At 54.6% G+C, this 15,899-nt stretch carries 15 protein-coding genes; 12 read left to right on the top strand and 3 right to left on the bottom strand.

Going from position 1 to position 15,899, the window contains the following annotated elements:
- Nucleotides 1-124 precede the first annotated feature (124 nt).
- The 12 genes from AC2FND_RS16635 to AC2FND_RS16580 all read left to right on the top strand — a co-directional run bounded on the left by AC2FND_RS16635 (nucleotide 125) and on the right by AC2FND_RS16580 (nucleotide 13,495).
- Nucleotides 125-592, top strand: a complete 468-nt coding sequence (locus AC2FND_RS16635) for an efflux RND transporter periplasmic adaptor subunit (RefSeq protein ID WP_480509015.1) — start codon at nucleotides 125-127, stop codon at nucleotides 590-592.
- A 76-nt stretch (nucleotides 593-668) separates the two neighbouring features.
- Nucleotides 669-2,186 (top strand): FHA domain-containing protein, encoded by a 1,518-nt coding sequence (locus AC2FND_RS16630; protein ID WP_496770957.1) that lies wholly within the window; start codon nucleotides 669-671, stop codon nucleotides 2,184-2,186.
- 35 nt (nucleotides 2,187-2,221) lie between these two features.
- On the top strand, nucleotides 2,222-2,836 hold the full coding sequence (locus AC2FND_RS16625) for an FHA domain-containing protein (protein WP_480483542.1): 615 nt from the start codon (nucleotides 2,222-2,224) through the stop codon (nucleotides 2,834-2,836).
- A gap of 5 nt (nucleotides 2,837-2,841) precedes the next feature.
- A complete protein-coding gene (locus AC2FND_RS16620) occupies nucleotides 2,842-4,032 on the top strand; it encodes a PP2C family protein-serine/threonine phosphatase (protein ID WP_496770954.1) in 1,191 nt (396 codons plus the stop codon).
- A gap of 8 nt (nucleotides 4,033-4,040) precedes the next feature.
- On the top strand, nucleotides 4,041-5,135 hold the full coding sequence (locus AC2FND_RS16615; RefSeq protein ID WP_480509024.1) for a serine/threonine protein kinase: 1,095 nt from the start codon (nucleotides 4,041-4,043) through the stop codon (nucleotides 5,133-5,135).
- Nucleotides 5,136-5,194: 59 nt separating this feature from the next.
- Entirely contained in the window at nucleotides 5,195-6,394 is a 1,200-nt protein-coding gene (locus AC2FND_RS16610; protein WP_496770952.1) for a trypsin-like peptidase domain-containing protein, read from the top strand.
- A complete protein-coding gene (locus AC2FND_RS16605) occupies nucleotides 6,375-7,106 on the top strand; it encodes an ATP-binding cassette domain-containing protein (RefSeq protein WP_496770950.1) in 732 nt (243 codons plus the stop codon). Before AC2FND_RS16610 ends, AC2FND_RS16605 begins: the two co-directional genes overlap by 20 nt.
- A complete protein-coding gene (locus AC2FND_RS16600) occupies nucleotides 7,106-8,296 on the top strand; it encodes an ABC transporter permease family protein (protein ID WP_496770948.1) in 1,191 nt (396 codons plus the stop codon). The genes AC2FND_RS16605 and AC2FND_RS16600 overlap by 1 nt, the downstream gene beginning before the upstream one ends.
- Nucleotides 8,289-9,923, top strand: a complete 1,635-nt coding sequence (locus AC2FND_RS16595; protein ID WP_496770946.1) for a formylglycine-generating enzyme family protein — start codon at nucleotides 8,289-8,291, stop codon at nucleotides 9,921-9,923. The genes AC2FND_RS16600 and AC2FND_RS16595 overlap by 8 nt, the downstream gene beginning before the upstream one ends.
- Nucleotides 9,924-9,940: 17 nt before the next feature.
- Nucleotides 9,941-10,201 carry a hypothetical protein gene (locus AC2FND_RS16590; protein WP_480492850.1) on the top strand — a complete coding sequence of 87 codons (261 nt, stop codon included), beginning with the start codon at nucleotides 9,941-9,943 and terminating at the stop codon, nucleotides 10,199-10,201.
- Between the two features lie 8 nt (nucleotides 10,202-10,209).
- Nucleotides 10,210-11,541, top strand: a complete 1,332-nt coding sequence (locus tag AC2FND_RS16585) for a serine/threonine-protein kinase (protein WP_496770944.1) — start codon at nucleotides 10,210-10,212, stop codon at nucleotides 11,539-11,541.
- A gap of 13 nt (nucleotides 11,542-11,554) precedes the next feature.
- Nucleotides 11,555-13,495 (top strand): vWA domain-containing protein, encoded by a 1,941-nt coding sequence (locus AC2FND_RS16580; protein WP_496770942.1) that lies wholly within the window; start codon nucleotides 11,555-11,557, stop codon nucleotides 13,493-13,495.
- A gap of 55 nt (nucleotides 13,496-13,550) precedes the next feature.
- On the opposite strand, the gene AC2FND_RS16575 is transcribed toward AC2FND_RS16580, so the two are convergent.
- Genes AC2FND_RS16575 through AC2FND_RS16565 form a run of 3 tightly spaced genes read right to left on the bottom strand, consistent with a single transcriptional unit; the run spans nucleotide 13,551 to nucleotide 15,238 of the window.
- On the bottom strand, nucleotides 13,551-14,297 hold the full coding sequence (locus AC2FND_RS16575; protein WP_496770940.1) for an anti-sigma factor family protein: 747 nt from the start codon (nucleotides 14,295-14,297) through the stop codon (nucleotides 13,551-13,553).
- A complete protein-coding gene (locus AC2FND_RS16570; RefSeq protein ID WP_496770938.1) occupies nucleotides 14,294-14,803 on the bottom strand; it encodes an RNA polymerase sigma factor in 510 nt (169 codons plus the stop codon). The genes AC2FND_RS16575 and AC2FND_RS16570 overlap by 4 nt, the downstream gene beginning before the upstream one ends.
- Before the next feature lie 42 nt (nucleotides 14,804-14,845).
- Nucleotides 14,846-15,238, bottom strand: a complete 393-nt coding sequence (locus AC2FND_RS16565) for a COG4315 family predicted lipoprotein (protein ID WP_480509042.1) — start codon at nucleotides 15,236-15,238, stop codon at nucleotides 14,846-14,848.
- Nucleotides 15,239-15,899 lie beyond the last annotated feature (661 nt).

The following is a 15,899-nucleotide window of genomic DNA, read 5'->3' as shown; positions in this document are numbered from 1 at the left end:
ACGAATGCTGCCGTCAGCAATAAAAATCGTCTGGCGCGGACGCGGGCATCCATTAATCTTCTTTAAAGTTTCTTTGACTCGCGTTCGCTACTGGACGTGAGTTCTCCAATAGTAAGTGTGTACCATGACCTCTGATCTATTTCGTTTCTCAAAACCGGTAACGCTGGTCTCATTGATCGCCCTCGCGGGATGTACAGGATCTACGGACCCGACCACTGCGACACTTTTCGACAATATTGCTAACCTGAATTCCGGGGAATACGATCGCCAGATTGCGCAGAATAAGGCACAGGCGGATGCCATTCTTGCTCAGAACAAGGCGGCTGAACAGCGAAACGCTCAGCTAGCGTCGCAGCGCAACGCCAATCAAAGCGAGATCAACGCGTTGCGTCAGCAGATTGCGGAAGTCAAAGCCCAAGGGGCCAAAGCCCGCGCAGCGTCAGCTTCGGACCCGGTGAAACTGCAGCAAGTTCAGGCTTTGGACAATCAACTGGGAGCCGTCGAACGGGACGTGTCAAGTGGTGCCGATCCGTCTGTTGTTCGGAACGAACTGAACCGGATTAAGTCAGCCTATCGCGCGCTGTCGATCTGATAAGAAACACGCCAGGTCGGCGCTTGTCGACGCATGCGACGACCGGGACAACTTGCCTGAGGGGGGTCTTGGGATCGTGACCTACGGAATATCACGCACATTTTTTGCGGTTGCGGCTGCATTGGTTTTTGCAGGCTCAGCACAGGCGCAGGACGGTAAGACGCGTGCGCCTTCGACTGGGCTTGCCATTCTGGATTGCGCACCGGAAAAACCTGCGCCGGAAGACAGCTGTCTGGTGCGGGTGCCGTCAGGCAACGAACGCGGCGGTATGAGCTTTCGATCCCTTGGTGATACGCAAGCTGATTTCGAGTTCGTCAAAGATGTCGACGAATTGCCCGGTAACCTGACCCTGTCTGCTACTATGGTTCTGATTGACCTTTCTGTCGGGGATCGCAGTGGCAGGGTGCGCAGCTGGAGCCGTGAACGGGACCTAATATCGCGCGTAGTGACGAACCTGCCGCCGGATGAGAAAGTTGCGATCTACGGTTTCGGCAACGATATTGTCGAACTCTCGCCATTCTCCACCAGCCGCGCGCGCGCGGAAGACGTGGTCAAATCTCTTGAGATCAAAGAACAGAACACGCGCCTTGTTGCAAACTCGACCCGGGCGATCGAATTGCTTAGCGAGCAGGACGATGTGCTGTTGAAGAACCTGATCCTGATCACCGACGGCGACGAGGAAGGGTTGGCCACTGTTGAAGAGATTTCAGAGGCTGCAGAAAAGGCAGGAGTGTCTGTCTCAGCTCTTGGGATGTTCTGGCGGGCACAAGGGAATGCCCGTACTACTCGCGGCATCGATGTTTTGAAACGCCTGACAGATCCTCAACAGGGTCTAATGGAAGAAGTGTTTCTTCAGAACCAACAAACAGCAAACACGGTAGTTTCAAGCTTCATTCGAACTTATGGAAATTCGGTCAAGGGTTCCGGCCTGATCGTGCCCGTAGGCGATGCGGCGCCAGCACGTATCACGATCGACATGATCGAACCTGTTGTTGGTCAACCGGGTCAGACACAGACCAAGAGCTACTCGGCAGAGTTTCAGCCTGTCAATGTAGCGGCAACGCAAACGGATGAACCGGCTGAACCGGAAGTGGATGAAACTCTGATTTTCGGCTTGCCGGCTTTGTATGTCTATGTCGGTGCCGGTGTTCTGGCTTTGCTGGTACTTTTGCTGGCGTTCTTGCTGATGCGTCGCGGGGGCTCCGGTTCAGATGATGACCTGGAAGAGATCGAACTAGGTGATATTCCGAATGCTGAGGAAGTGCCGAACCGCGACGCAGCACCGACGGCTGCGCATGTACCGCCTCCGGTTGCCTTTCTTGTGCGTGTTGACAATGGCCATCGGTTTCCGGTGCCCGCCGGGCGTTCGACCTTGGGTCGCAGCAGCACTAACGCCGTGGTCGTTCCCGATAGCGGCGTATCCCGTGTTCATGCCGAACTGAGCGGATCGCTGGATGGCAAGTTCACACTCAGTGATCTGGATAGTCTGAACGGGACGCTGGTCAATGATCGCAAGATCAAAGGCGCGCAAAGAATAAATGTGGGTGACACTGTGGGCCTTGGGCCCGTGCGCCTGAAACTGGTCCGCGGTTAATCCGCCAGATCATCTGAACAGGAAAGGTGATGAAAATGGGTAACGATAACAAGACTAGCTGGTTGTTCGATAAGGATGACGAAGAGTTGAACGATCTGGACATAGAAGGAGATGACGGTTTTACCGAAAGCCTTGCCCCTTCGAACAATGAACCGACACATGCAATCGGCGGATCATCCTACAGCGAAGCCCCGACCGAATATGTAGAATCTGACAAGACGCAGATCTACCACGGAGGTATGTCCAAGAGCTTTTCCGGAAAAGCCGAATTTGATCCAATGATTGATCCCATTACAGGATGGTTGGTCGTGGTGAAGGGCCCCGGACTGGGACAGTCTGTAAACCTGGGTTCAGGTATGAACACGCTGGGACGCGAGGGAGGAGAGCGTGTGTCACTGGATTTTGGTGACAAGTTGATTTCTGGTAAGGATCATCTGCGTATCATTTTTGACGACGCCAATCGGGTATTCTTTGCAGCCCCCGGAACAGGCCGCAATATCAGTCGGATCAACGGGCAGATCGTCGCCACGACAATGCCGCTTGAGAACTATGCTTTGATTGAATTGTCCAAGCAGACTCATGTGCGTTTTGTTGCTTTCTGTAACGAGGATTTTGACTGGTCGGAACTGGCCCAATCCTCTGAAGACTAATTCAGATGACAATTATCAGCGGCAAGCAAAGCCTGGGCCAGCGCGAGAACCAGGAAGATGCGTTTGACATCGTATTCCAGAATGAACGTGACCCCAAATCAGATATCCTCATGCTGGTCGCCGACGGGATGGGGGGGCACGCTGGTGGCGAAGTGGCCGCGAACATGGCGTTGTCAACCTTCAAATCCCATTTCATCGAAGGCTCGAGCGCCCCTCGTCCTCGAGACCGGTTGCAGGAGTCATTGACCGCGGCCAATGAAGCTCTGCGTCACAAGATTGGCAGCCAACCGGATCTCAAGGGCATGGGGTGTACACTTGTTGCCGCCCTGAAACTGGGTGACCGTTTGGTCTGGCTGTCTGTCGGCGACAGCAGCTTGTTTCTGTTACGCGACGGGCGGCTGAAAAAGCTCAACGCTGATCACTCGCTTTACGGCGAGCTTTTGCAGATGGTTGCGTCTGGTCAAATCACTCAAGACGAGGCTGACAACCATCCGCGTCGCAACGCACTGCGCTCTGCCTTGATGGGAGATCGGATTTCACTGACGGATATCAACGCGATCAACCTGAAACCCGGTGATGTCGTACTGGTATGTTCTGACGGGCTTGATACGTTGTCGCAAGCCGAGATCACCGGTGTGTTGCAAAGCGGTAAAAGTCGCGACATGCGTGGTGTGGCCTCGGATCTGCTGAATGCCGTCGAGGCGAAAGGCAAACCGAAACAGGATAATACGACTGTTGTGGTTTATGCTCATGTTCAGGAAGGCATGAGCAGCATGTTGCGGGGCAGCCAGTGGGCGTTCACACCCGCTGACAATCGAAAGAAAACACTGAAGTATATTGCAATCGGACTTGGGGCTTTAGCCATTGGGGCCACTATTGGTGCGCTGAGTTTCGGTGACAAGAAGGCAGCGGAGACTGATCCGGCGCCAAAGCCCGAGCCCGTTCCTGCAGAACAGGAAGAACGCAGTATCGGAGACAGCTCGGTCGCCGAGCCGGTTTCACCGGAAACACCTGTTGAAGGTGGTGATAGCCCCGCCCCCGAGGAATCGGAAACTCAGGAACCGGTGGCTGATCCGGAAGCGTCTGGTGAAGAAACCCTTCCGTCAGACGCGCCTGAAGCGTCTGGTGACCAACCCACTGAGGATGTGACCAATCAGGATGAGAAGCCGTCCATTGATTCAGTAGTTCAGGAGTAGCGCCGCCCGTGTCCGCTCATTTGCCAAGGGGAGAAACCTTTGCCGGCTATGTCCTGGGGGACGTGCTTGGGCAAGGGGGTTTTGGCATCACATATCAATCGCGCAACCGGGAATCGGGCGAAAGATTTGCAATCAAGGAGTACTTCCCGGCGGATTACGCCAATCGCGGGCCCAAGAACGCAGTCGTTCCTACAAGCGAAGGGCGTCAGCTTTTTCACATGGGGCTCGAGGCGTTTTTACAGGAAGCTAACATGTTGCGCGATCTCCCGCAGCAGCAGGGATTGATGCGTGTTCGGGCGGCTTTTCGCAAGCATGGTACAGCCTATTGCGTGATGGAATACATCCACGGCGATCCGTTGGACCGGATGATGACCCGTATGATCGAGGCACGTGGCTCTGTACCTCAGGACCTCGTAAAAAAGTTTCTCCAATCAATGCTTGGTGCATTGGATGCGGTTCACAAGGTTGGGATAGTACATCGCGACATGAAGCCTGCGAATGTCATGATCCGAAAGGATGGGCAGCCGATCCTGATTGACTTCGGAGCAGCGCGACTGATGGGCAAGTCCAGCGGGTTGGCCTCTATGTTCACACGGAAATACGCCGCGATCGAGCAGTTTCCGCCCGAAAAAACCGGGTTGGCAGGCGGAGTTCACGAAGGACCGTGGAGCGATCTGTTCGCATTGTCAGTTATTCTTTACGAAATGGTGTCGCAAAGCCTGCCGCCAAATGCGGAAGAACGCTGGAAAGACAAGCGGGCCACTGGTCGTGATCCTTATGTGCCCGTGCGTCAGAATCTGATCCGCAACCGTGTGCAGGCCCAATATGATGACGTTCTGCTCAATGCGATCGACATGGGGTGTCAGCTGTTGCCCCGAGACCGAATTCAGGCTGCGCGAGACTATGCCCGGATTTCAGGTATCGATTTGCGTCACCCTGTCGAGAAACCTGAACCGCCTGACCCGAAACTCAAGCGACCGCAGGACGGTCGAACGCCTCAACATAAGCGGGGTGGACGTGCTGGGTATAAGGCATCGCTAATGGTGTTGATGTTTATTCTGGTCGTTGCTGTAGCCGTAATTGCGTATGGAACTTTGATGTGAATGTTGTGATCGCCCTTCGTGCATTGTTTTTCTCAGTTGTTTGGTCAGCTGCTTTCGGCGTGTCAGCTGCATGCGCGCAGATCCAATCCGAAGTCGTTAGGGTGGCTGATGGTGCGGTTGGGCGTGTGGTTGTCCAATACGATGGCGGATGGGGAACCGGGTCTGGCTTTGTGCTTGCGCCTTTGCCGGGTGGAGGCGGGTATTATTTTCTGACCAATCACCACGTGATCGAAGGTGGCGTCAGCGCGTTTGTTGGCTTCAAGAAAGGCGACCGGATCTACAAATACGGCGTTCAGGTTGCATACGATTCCTTTGAAAAGGACATGGCGATCCTGAAGATCACACCGCAGGAATCCTTTGATCACAAACCCAACGTCCTGGCGGTGCGTGTTGGGACAATCAACAAAGGCGAGCAGGTTGCCGCAGTCGGTTTTCCTGGCACTTCAGACGTATCCAATGACAGCGGCAACGAGCTGGCCTTCTTTGAGACCACACTGACACAGGGTGCCGTCAGCAAAGTTTCACCCGGAAAAACGCAGCGGAATCGTGGTACGCAGGAAATTGTACAACACACTGCAGCAATCAACCCCGGAAACTCCGGCGGGCCGATGATTGATTTTTGCGGATCGGTTTTAGGGATCAACACCGCTGGCGTCATGTTGAATTCGGACGGTGAGACACCTGCTAACGGCACGTTCTTTGCGCCATCCGCCAATTCCATTGCCGGTTTCCTGCAAGACAGCAATGTTCCATTCACACGCCACAAGGCGGGTTGTGATCCCGATAATCCAACTATCGTTTCGGGTGGCGCGCCGGACAGCAATCTGCTGATCATCCTTGCTGTATTGTGCGGTGGAGGCGCTGTGGTGATCGGTGGGATGTACTATGTCGTCTCGCACAATCGCGGCAAGGCTGATTTAAAACCCGAGCGGTCGGCTGCGTCTTCCAAATCCTCTGGGCGGTCCATTCTTGCCGTGGACATGGCGGGTCATTCTGCGCAGTTCAGTGCTCGGCAGCTGCAATCCGGTGTCACCATCGGGCGTGCCAGCGAGAACACTCTGACGGTCACTGATCGCAACTTGAGCCGTCGTCATGCAAGCCTGTCTCTGCAGGGGCGTAAGATGATGCTGACAGATCTTGGGTCTTCGAACGGGACCAAAGTTGACGGGCGGCGCCTCAAGCCAAACGAGCCGGTGCAGATCAACACCACGTCGAGGGTTGAACTGGGAGGGATAGCGCTTGTCCTCAAACGACCCTGATACCGTCTTGTCAATCCGGAACCTTGGTATAGAACGAGCGCCGGGTTTCTTCGTTGTGATTGAAGAACTGGACCTGAAGGCAGGTGAGACCATTGTTCTGGATGCTGTCAGCGGGGCGGGCAAAAGTACCGCTCTGGGGTTGATCGCGGGGGCGCTTCCGTTGACTGCATTGCCGGATACTCACCACGAGATAGCTGGCGTTAGGGTGACACCGGATACGCCTCGTGCGGATTTTGCAGGCCCGGACAAGCTGGGATTTGTGCTTCAGACAAACACACTGGTTCCATATCTGACATTGCTCGAAAACATCGAACTGCCTGTGCGCGTTGCGGGTCAGGAACCCGATGCAGAATGGCAGGACCATCTGATCCGGGCGATGGGCCTGGGTGACTATGGGGCGCGAAAGCCGGGTCAATTATCTGTTGGCCAACGACAGCGAGTATCCGTTGCGCGGGCTTTGTTGGGTCGACCAGCCCTGTTGCTGCTGGATGAGCCGGTGTCGGCACTGGATCCCGCGAATGTCGCCGAGGTCGAGGGCTTGATCGTGCATCTTGCGGCAGAGGCCGGGTCCGCTGTCGTGTTGGCCAGCCATCAGGCGCAGACCGGCGAGTTTGCGCAAACGCCTCGGGCTGATCATCGGCTTCTGGATCATCAGGGGCAGTCCTATTCCATCTTTTCCACGGCGGGTCGTGTGGCGGCCAAGGTGGCATGATGTTGAAGATACCAACCAAACTGGCCCTCAGGGAGTTAAAGCACGACTGGCAATCGGCTTTGTGTTTTGTCGCTGCCTTGGCCGGTGTTCTTGGACCTCTGCTGATCATACTTGCACTCAAGAATGGGGTCATTGGCACAATGGTCGGGCGTCTGATCGAAGATCCGTCGAACCGTGAAATCCTGGCCATCGGTGCGGGGCAGCATGATGCTGCCTTTTTTGCCGGTTTGAGTGCGCGGCAGGATGTAGGTTTTGTTGTTCCCGCAACACGCTCAATCAACACATCCGCGAACGCTGTTCGGAATGAGGCGCAGCGGAAACTGGAGCGGGCGGTGCCATTGATCCCGTCATCTGCGGGTGACCCCTTGGTCAAGGGCGAGGCCGTCGGTCCCGGCCAGGTCTGGATATCGGACACGCTGGCAAGTGATCTTTCGGTTTCCGCAGGTGATACACTGGACATGATTATCGGGCGCGAGGTCGACGGGCAGCGCGAGAACGCGCGGCGCGACCTGACGGTTATCGGTGTGCTTTCGCCTGAGATCTGGCCGCGGCCCGCAGTCTTCCTGTCGGTTCCCGACTTGCTGGCTGTTGAGCGGTTCCGGGATGACCTGTCCGCGACACCAGGTAACTGGACGGACCCGGTTCCGGAACCTGACAGCTTTGCCAGCTATCGCCTGTATGCCAGGTCTCTCGAAGATATCGCAACCCTTTCCGCTTATTTGGCGGATATCGGTTTGCAATCTCGTCCAAGGGCAGAAAACGCAGCGCTGTTGCTGTCATTTCGCCGGAATTTAAACATCCTTTTCACGGCCGTAGCGGCATTGGCGATGTTCGGGTTTTGGGCTGCAATGTCAGCCAACCTTCGTGGTATGGTCGAGCGTCAACGCGTCATCTTCAGTCTGTTTTCCATGTTGACGATGCCCGATCGTCAGCGGTGTGTCATTCCCGTCGTGCAAAGCCTGGCGCTTGTGCTGGGTGGTGTGGTTGCAACCTTGGTTATCATCCTGCCTTTTCTGCTTGCCATCAATGCCAGCTTCGAAACGGCGCCCGGAGAGGCCATTGCGCGCCTTTACCCCGGTGACATTCTGGCCACTCTGGGTCTGGGCGCTGTGACAGCTGTCACGGCAGCGGCCTGGGCGGTATTTGCCGTTCGCAATGTTGAACCACAGGAGGTTTTGACCCATGCCTAGACTTCCTCGGAGTATGATTGCCACTCTGATCGGCCTTTTCAGCTTGACTTCAACCGCACAGGCGCAGGACATCACTTGGCGCGAGAAATATTTTAATCCGCAACCCGCCGAGGGAGATTTGACCCTGCCAATGCCGTGCGGCGGAGCGATGACGTTTCGAAAGATCGCAACTCCTAATACTGACGGCGTGATTGGCGATGTTTCGGTTGTACTTGGTCAGGAAGGAAGTGAGCAGCCCTATCTGAACGGTTTGCGCCGGGCGTTTGTTTCTGGTGCGTTCGCGGATGAAGATGGTGCGGCCAAGGGCTACTTCTACATGGCCAAATACGAGCTGGCGCAGGCACAATGGGATGTGGTCATGGCTGGCCAATGTCCCGAAAAGGAACCCCGCCGACGCGAGTTTGTTCCTGCCGTTGCACAATCAAAGCTCGACTATCAACGCTTTGCTGAGGTCTATACGCTATGGTTGATGCAGAACGCCCCGGATACGTTACCGCGCGTCGGTGAAACACGTGGGTATCTGCGATTGCCGACTGAAGAAGAGTGGGAATACTCTGCCCGCGGTGGGTTGGCCGTTGATCAAGCTCTGTTCCGGGCACCCTTGCCCCCGATTCCGGAAGGGACACCGCAGGACGAATTCATAGCACATGGTGGAACAGCGTCGGCTGGCGGTAAATTACAGGTTATAGGTTCGTTGCGCCCCAACCCTTTGGGTCTGCATGACATGCTGGGCAATGCGGCCGAAATCGTTGGCGATCCATTTGCTTTGGTCCGTCACGGGCGACTGCACGGACAGGCCGGAGGGTTTGTGAAGCGGGGGGGTGATGCACGCACACCCTTGGCGGACATCACTTCTTCGACCCGGTTCGAAGTGCCGCCGTTTGACATTATATCCAATACCTCTTCAGCGGACCGGTTTACCGGCACACGTCTTGTGTTGCAGGGCTTGGCCATCACCTCGGCTGATCAGGACCAGGCCTTGAAAGATGGATTGGACCAATTGGCGCGCCCGGACGAAGGTCTTGCGGTAGCCGCCAGCGAACAGGAGGCGATGGACCTTCTGGATGAGATATCGGCCGAGACGCTGTCGGATCGGACCAAAACTCAACTGGCGGTGATCAAGGATACCTTGAATAGGGGACGTGTGGAACGTAACGCGCAACGCGACCAGTCGATCCGCCTGATCCTGACCTCGGGTGTACTTGTCTGCGGGCAGGGCATTCGACGTTACCTAAACGCGCTGATTTCATCACTGACAATTGCGCCTGAGCTGGACGCGCTTGAGGCGGAAGCCCGGGCAAGTGGGGACCAGTCTTTCCTTGACGAAGTGCTTGCTGCCAAAGAGGACGCTGCGGCCAAGCTGGCCGAACTTGAGGCCAAGGCCAAGGCTGATATTGTCGAATATGCCAACCTGATCGAAGGGTTGGTCGATCAGTATTCACCTGTTTTGCTGCGCAAGCAGATCGATTTCATCTATCCGACAGAAGCAGAGCGGGGTCGCGAGCGCGCGACTTGCCTTGCTATGGTTCAGGATCATATCGGTGCGCGAAGCGTAGCTGGCTATTCGGATTTGGATCAGATTGCGAACGACTTTCAGGCAGTTGCTTTGTCGTTTGTCGAAGAATGAATTGGAAAGGTTGAACTATGCGGGATGTATTGAACAAATCGCTTGAAGTACTGGTCTGGATAACGACTTGTCTATCCATTGTCTTTTTCTGTTTCACAGCAATTACGATGTTGCGGCTGTCACCGCTGGGGCCGGATACGACCACCATCATTGCAGCTTTTCTGACTGTGGTGTTCGGGATTACCGCTTCGCTTGTTTTTGCTGGCATCTGTTTTCAGATCATGGATATCCGCACCTTTTCCAAACACAGCGCAATCAGTTTGAAGAGCCGGAGGTAACATAAGCTATGGAACATTCTGTACTTGGGCTTCGACCCGGCAGCGTCCTGCAGGATACCTACGAGATCAAGTCTCTGTTGGGTGAAGGTGGTATGGGTGCCACATTCCGGGGTTTGAACCGGGCCAGCGGTCACGAAGTGGCAATCAAAGTAATGACACCTAGCTTTGCCAAGAACCAAAAAGCGGTTGACCTGTTCCGGCGCGAAGCGAATTTGCTGCGAACTGTCCGTAGCGAGGCGGTGGTCCGGTTCGAAACCTCCATGCTGGATAAGGACGGGCGCTTGTTTCTGGTCATGGAATTTGTACCGGGTCATCCTCTGTCGCATTATCTGAAAAAGGGCGCGCGACTTTCGTCCGATGACGTTCTAAAATTGGGGTTGCGACTGGCGCAGGGGCTGGAGGCAATCCATAAACTGGGCATCGTTCATCGAGATGTTGCACCCGACAATGTGATGATCTCGCATGAAGACATTAATCAAGCGAAGTTCATAGATTTCGGTTTGGCATCTGACAGCATCGGAACCGACAAATCGATAATCGGCGACAGTTTTGCAGGCAAGCTGCGCTATTGTGCTCCAGAACAGTTGGGTTTGTTTGGCAATAGTGTTTCAGCCGCGACCGATGCCTACGCACTGGGTCTTGTGTTGATGCGTACGGCCGGGCTCGAGTTGCCAGGTGAAGGTAAAGGTTTTGCCGCGGTTGAAGACCGAAAGGTGGACATCAAGATAACCGATCCAAAGGTTGCGCCCGGTCTGAAATCTGTTTTGGAACACCTGCTGAAAGCCAATCCCAAAGACCGTCCCAGTGACCTGCCTGGCTTGTTTCGCATAGCAATGAGCGGTGCCAAGGCAGCACCGACTTCGGCGGCCGTACCCCGTCAGCCGACTGCCGAGCCCGATCAGGGTGGGGACAGCAAACTACCTTTGATTGCAGCGGGTATTGTCGGTCTGATCGCAATTGCTGGAGGTGCATGGTATTTTCTGTCAGGAGCTGGTGGTTCGTCAGCCAAGGTCAATGAGTCTGTCGGGATTGCGCAGGAGGTTGTTGCAGCCGACAATCCACTGACAGCCGCACGAGACCTTTTGGCTGTGGGTGGGGCGCAGAATCTGGATGCCGCTTTGGGCGCGCTGATTGCGATCAGCAACAATCAGGATTTGTCACAACAGGATCGGGCATCAGCCAATATCCTGATTGCTGAGATGTATGATCCTAAAACGCACAGCACCGTAACATCGCCTTTCCCGCGTCCTGACCCGTCGGCAGCACGGCGTTATTATCAGCGCGCAGCTGATCTTGGATCGGATCCGGCGCGTCAGGCTTTGGATCGATTGGCTGAGTGAGGAGGTGAAGAAGATGTTGATACGAGTTATTTCCCTAGTTGCCTTGTTGACCTCTATGGTCGGTCCGGCTACGGCGCAATCAAGATCTCCGCTTCCGATTGAAGGCAAAGAAAGCCTGTATCAAAGGGTTCTGATCCGTGAACGGATCGACGCGAGGCCCGAGCCAGACAGCGAAAGCTCCGCGGCGTCTCTTTCTCCATTACAGGTGTTTTTTGTCTATGCTCGTGACGCCGACTGGATGCAAATCGGAGCGAGCGATCAAGGCGACGATCTTATGTGGATTCCGGAAGGGGCGGCTATTCCCTGGAATCAGAACATTGTTGCAACGTTGGAAGGCAGCGACAATGTCGGGCGCGTTTTGTTTTTCAACAATATCGACCCGATCTATGACATCATCGAAAGCGAAAACCCCGCCGGTCTTGCGAAAAACGCCAGAGATGAAGCGCTGGCAGCTGAGCAGGGCGGCGAACCGTCAGAAAGCGTGATCGCCCTGGGGCCGCGTGAAACGATTGATCAGCGTCAAAACCTTTATGTAATGCCAATCCTGGCAACGGAAGAGGCTGTGTTCGACATCGGACCGTTCGTAAATCTGCTGCAAGTGGCAGTTGCCAGTGCCAACGCCCCGAACCGCCCGGCGCCATCGGGTAATCAGAATTCGGGCGACTTAAAAACAGCAGTGGTCTTTGTCGTGGACACTACGATATCGATGGAGCCGTATATCCGCGCCACCCGTGCAGCATTGCAAGAGGTTTATCGAGAGGCCGCAGGATCAGCGGCAGCAGACGCGATCAGTTTCGGGCTTGTCGGCTATCGTGACAGCCTCGAGGCAGCTCCGGGCCTTGGGTATGACGTTCGGACATTCGTGGACCTTCAGCAGGGCCTTAACGTCGATAACTTCCTGAGTGGCATCGATCAGATGCAAGAAGCGGAATCCAGCAGCAAGAATTTTCGCGAAGACAGCTATCGCGGTATTGAATACGCATTGGAAGACATGGACTGGAGCGACTTTGGGGGACGGTTTATCGTACTGGTTACAGATGCAGGTCCGCGCGAATTCGATGATCAGTATTCTTCCACGGGGCTGAGCGCCGAAAGTCTGAACCGGATTATCCGGGAGCGCATAGGCGGTGCGATGGCTGTCATGCATCTGCGTACCGCGCGAGGTGCCAAAGACCACCCTTCGGCAGAAGCGGCATATAAGCAACTGACCGCCTTTCCGAATTCTGCGCCTCTGTATTTCCCGATCGAGAACGGCAACCCAGACGTCTACAAGGAAACGGCACGCACATTGGGTGGGATCGTGGCCAAGCATACGTCTTCTTATCGTCGCAGCGGCGGCGATGAGATTCTGGACGAAGATGCCATCACAGACGAGGGTGACAACAGGTTCTCCGGTCTGAGTACAGCAAGCCGGACAATGCAATTGGCCTATCTTGGAAAAACAGAAGGCGCGCGCGCGCCCGACTTGTTTGAAGCCTTTGTGGCGGACCGTGATTTTGATCGACCCGGATTGAAACCTTTGTCCATAAGGTTGCTCATTTCGAAGGCAGATCTGAGTAACCTGGAAGAAGCATTGCGGATCATTGTCGACCAGGCCGAGCGGAACGTCGTGAACCCTGATCAGTTCTTTGCACAGGTTCTGGGAGTTGCCGCAGACATGAGCCGCAGACCTGATCAGGTATCACGCCAGTCAGATCCCAGCCTTGCCGAAGCAGTGGCGTTGGACGAATACCTGTCTGACCTGCCCTATAAGTCTCAGATCATGACTATTACTGAAGATGATTGGGTGCGCCTTCCGATTTCAGAACAGCAAACCATCGTCAACGGGCTATATGACAAGATCGAACGGTACCGGCGGTACAACGAGTCGACCGATCAATGGGTTGATTACCTCGGGGCCGGGCCGCAGGCAGGAAACTTGCTGTACCCGATGTTGTTAGATGATCTGCCATAACCCCAAAGGTGTTGTCGCAAATCTTCCGCGCGAGCCAAGCCGTCGAAAGCGGTCTCTAGATCATTTGACCATGCGCCAAGCGGGCGATGTGTTCCATCGGGTCACGTTTCTGGTCCCCGACCAACGTATACTGCCAGGGCCCGTCCTGCCAGAAGACGACAAGATATCCGTCCTCTTGTCGAAACCGAAATGATTGGGTTTGAGTTGTGTCGCCATGTGTGGCCATCAAACTCAACCGATCACCTTCAGCATTCTCGTACATAAATAAAGCTGAGGCTTGGTCTCCTGCGGGCAGAAGGCGTCCTCCAATCAGGGAAAACCCGGTTTCCCCAAGTTGTGGCGCAATAATGGCAGAGCCCAGACGATTGGAGAGCCAGGTTTGCAAGTGATCCTTTTCGTCCACGGCAACTTCCACAGGGTGTAGAACTTCAACGGCGAATAAAGAATGCGCCGCTTTTGCGTGTTGCGAAAACAATGCCAGATCGTCGGTTGCCCGACTGTTCCAAGGTTCCAAATAAGATCCCAAACCAAAACCAACAGCAAAAACCGCAACCGAAGCAACCAGCCTTAAAGAGAACGGCGAGGGCGGTGTGGCCTGTTTTTGCAGACCTCGAAGATGTGCCGCAGAAGGAACAGGGACCGCCTTGTCTATCAGGTCTGTTTGACGCTGCATTGCACGAAAACGCGCTGCATCGTCCGGGTGTCGGGCAAGGTGACGGTCAAGGCGTTCGCTCTCTTCCGGTGACAACTCACCGTCTATACTACGCTGAACCAGGTCTTCGATGGATGGGGTGTGCGTCATTTCACGCTCCTGATCTTCACGGCGGCCGAAGCGTCCATTTCAGATTTGATTTTAGTACGGGCGCGCGATATCCGCGACATTAGCGTACCCTTTGGAATGGACAAAGTTGTGGCCGCTTCTTCATAGCTTAACCCACCAATCACTACAGAAAGAAGGGCTTCTCGCTGATTTTGGGGAACAGAATCCAGCGCCTTCCAGACTGCCTTGATTTCCAACCGTTCTTCGGCCGTGCTTGTCGTAGCTGCCAGTGTTGAAATGTTATCGAGATCGACAGTGTTGAATTTGGTTTCTCGACGCCACCTGTCCCGATAGAGGTTTAACAATATTTTAGTGAGCCATGGTTTCAACGGCCGCCCCGGAAGCCAAAGCAATCGTTTGCGCAGGGCGCGTTCAACACAATCCTGCACCAGATCATCCGCCGCATCACGATCACGGGTCAGCGACCAGGCATAACGCCACAGATCGGGGAGGCAGTTTTCAAGCTGGTTTTCAAATGACTGAAGCATGTACGTAAGCCGGGGGAGGAAACCTTCCCCCGGCACCAAGGTTCAGGGTCGTGCGATATGCCAAACACCTTTTACACCGTCCCCTGTCATGTCCCCAGGATTTTCGTCTTTGAACCATAGATAAAGCGGCTTTCCTTTGTAGGCGACCTGAAAGCTGCCATCCTTGCGTTCGATCAGGCTGTAGCCTTTTTTCAGCTCCATGTTGGCATCACCCATCAGCGGTGGCCATTTGGCGGCACAGTCATCATAGCAATTCGAAACACCTGTCTCGTCCTTGTCAAAGGTATAGAGCGTCATCTTGTTCGCATCCATAAGGAAGGTTTCTCCGTTGAGCTCACCGGTTACGGCTGGCGCACCGGTGTGACCATCCGCAAAAGAACCAGTTGTAGTCGCAGCTAGCGCGATGCCAGCAAAAATGAGGGATTTGAGGGACATTGGATTCTCCGACTGTTTCAGGTCTGCCGGATGACAGACAATACAATTACGAAGGCGATTGGAAAAAATTCCCCTACCCAAAAAAACTTTTTGCGTGCAGCGTGTTTCACCTGCTGTCAGTGTCCGAAGTATGGGTATTCAAGTTTCGGTACAGCAATCATAGCTCTTTCGAAACGAAAGCGCAGACGAGCGGATTGCGTGTGCTAGGACAGCTATTCGCTCAGGCCATTCGATAGTGATGTCCTCTTGCGGTCGTAACGTGCCCAGCCATCCCTTCGTTAGACTTTCTAGGTTGATGTCACCTCGCCGATACCAACGCAACAATAGCAGGTCTTCGAGTTGTTCGTACCCGAGTATCAGAACATATTTTCAATCATAATATCAGGAAGTTGGCCGAGATAAGATTGTCTGGAAATGGGTAAGAAACAAACAGTCCAAAACTGGGAGAGAAGTATCTGTTGTCTTCCGGAGACATTGTTGGAGCCCTGCTGAATTTCAGTCCAACCTAGAAGGAACAACTTCGACTCGACTTACTCAGAGATGAGGAGGTGGAAAACCGGTGCAAGTGAGGACGCGGTGCAGATCGTTTCAGGTAGCAATACCCGCCAGAGCGAGAAGTCCCAAGCGCCGCCATCCGGGCGCATTGCAGGTGACATGGAAG

The organism is Ruegeria sp. BHSB056 (assembly GCF_059613305.1).
Note: the sequence above shows the minus strand (reverse complement) of the source record. Positions and strands in the feature narration are given on the sequence as shown.

What these genes read in the sequence shown, in the direction of transcription:
- AC2FND_RS16635 (WP_480509015.1), top strand. Translation starts at nt 125, where the DNA reads ATGACCTCTGATCTATTTCGTTTCTCAAAACCGGTAACGCTGGTCTCA.
- AC2FND_RS16625 (WP_480483542.1), top strand. Translation starts at nt 2,222, where the DNA reads ATGGGTAACGATAACAAGACTAGCTGGTTGTTCGATAAGGATGACGAA.
- AC2FND_RS16620 (WP_496770954.1), top strand. Translation starts at nt 2,842, where the DNA reads ATGACAATTATCAGCGGCAAGCAAAGCCTGGGCCAGCGCGAGAACCAG.
- AC2FND_RS16600 (WP_496770948.1), top strand. Translation starts at nt 7,106, where the DNA reads ATGTTGAAGATACCAACCAAACTGGCCCTCAGGGAGTTAAAGCACGAC.
- AC2FND_RS16595 (WP_496770946.1), top strand. Translation starts at nt 8,289, where the DNA reads ATGCCTAGACTTCCTCGGAGTATGATTGCCACTCTGATCGGCCTTTTC.
- AC2FND_RS16590 (WP_480492850.1), top strand. Translation starts at nt 9,941, where the DNA reads ATGCGGGATGTATTGAACAAATCGCTTGAAGTACTGGTCTGGATAACG.
- AC2FND_RS16585 (WP_496770944.1), top strand. Translation starts at nt 10,210, where the DNA reads ATGGAACATTCTGTACTTGGGCTTCGACCCGGCAGCGTCCTGCAGGAT.
- AC2FND_RS16580 (WP_496770942.1), top strand. Translation starts at nt 11,555, where the DNA reads ATGTTGATACGAGTTATTTCCCTAGTTGCCTTGTTGACCTCTATGGTC.
- AC2FND_RS16575 (WP_496770940.1), bottom strand. Translation starts at nt 14,297, where the DNA reads ATGACGCACACCCCATCCATCGAAGACCTGGTTCAGCGTAGTATAGAC.
- AC2FND_RS16570 (WP_496770938.1), bottom strand. Translation starts at nt 14,803, where the DNA reads ATGCTTCAGTCATTTGAAAACCAGCTTGAAAACTGCCTCCCCGATCTG.
- AC2FND_RS16565 (WP_480509042.1), bottom strand. Translation starts at nt 15,238, where the DNA reads ATGTCCCTCAAATCCCTCATTTTTGCTGGCATCGCGCTAGCTGCGACT.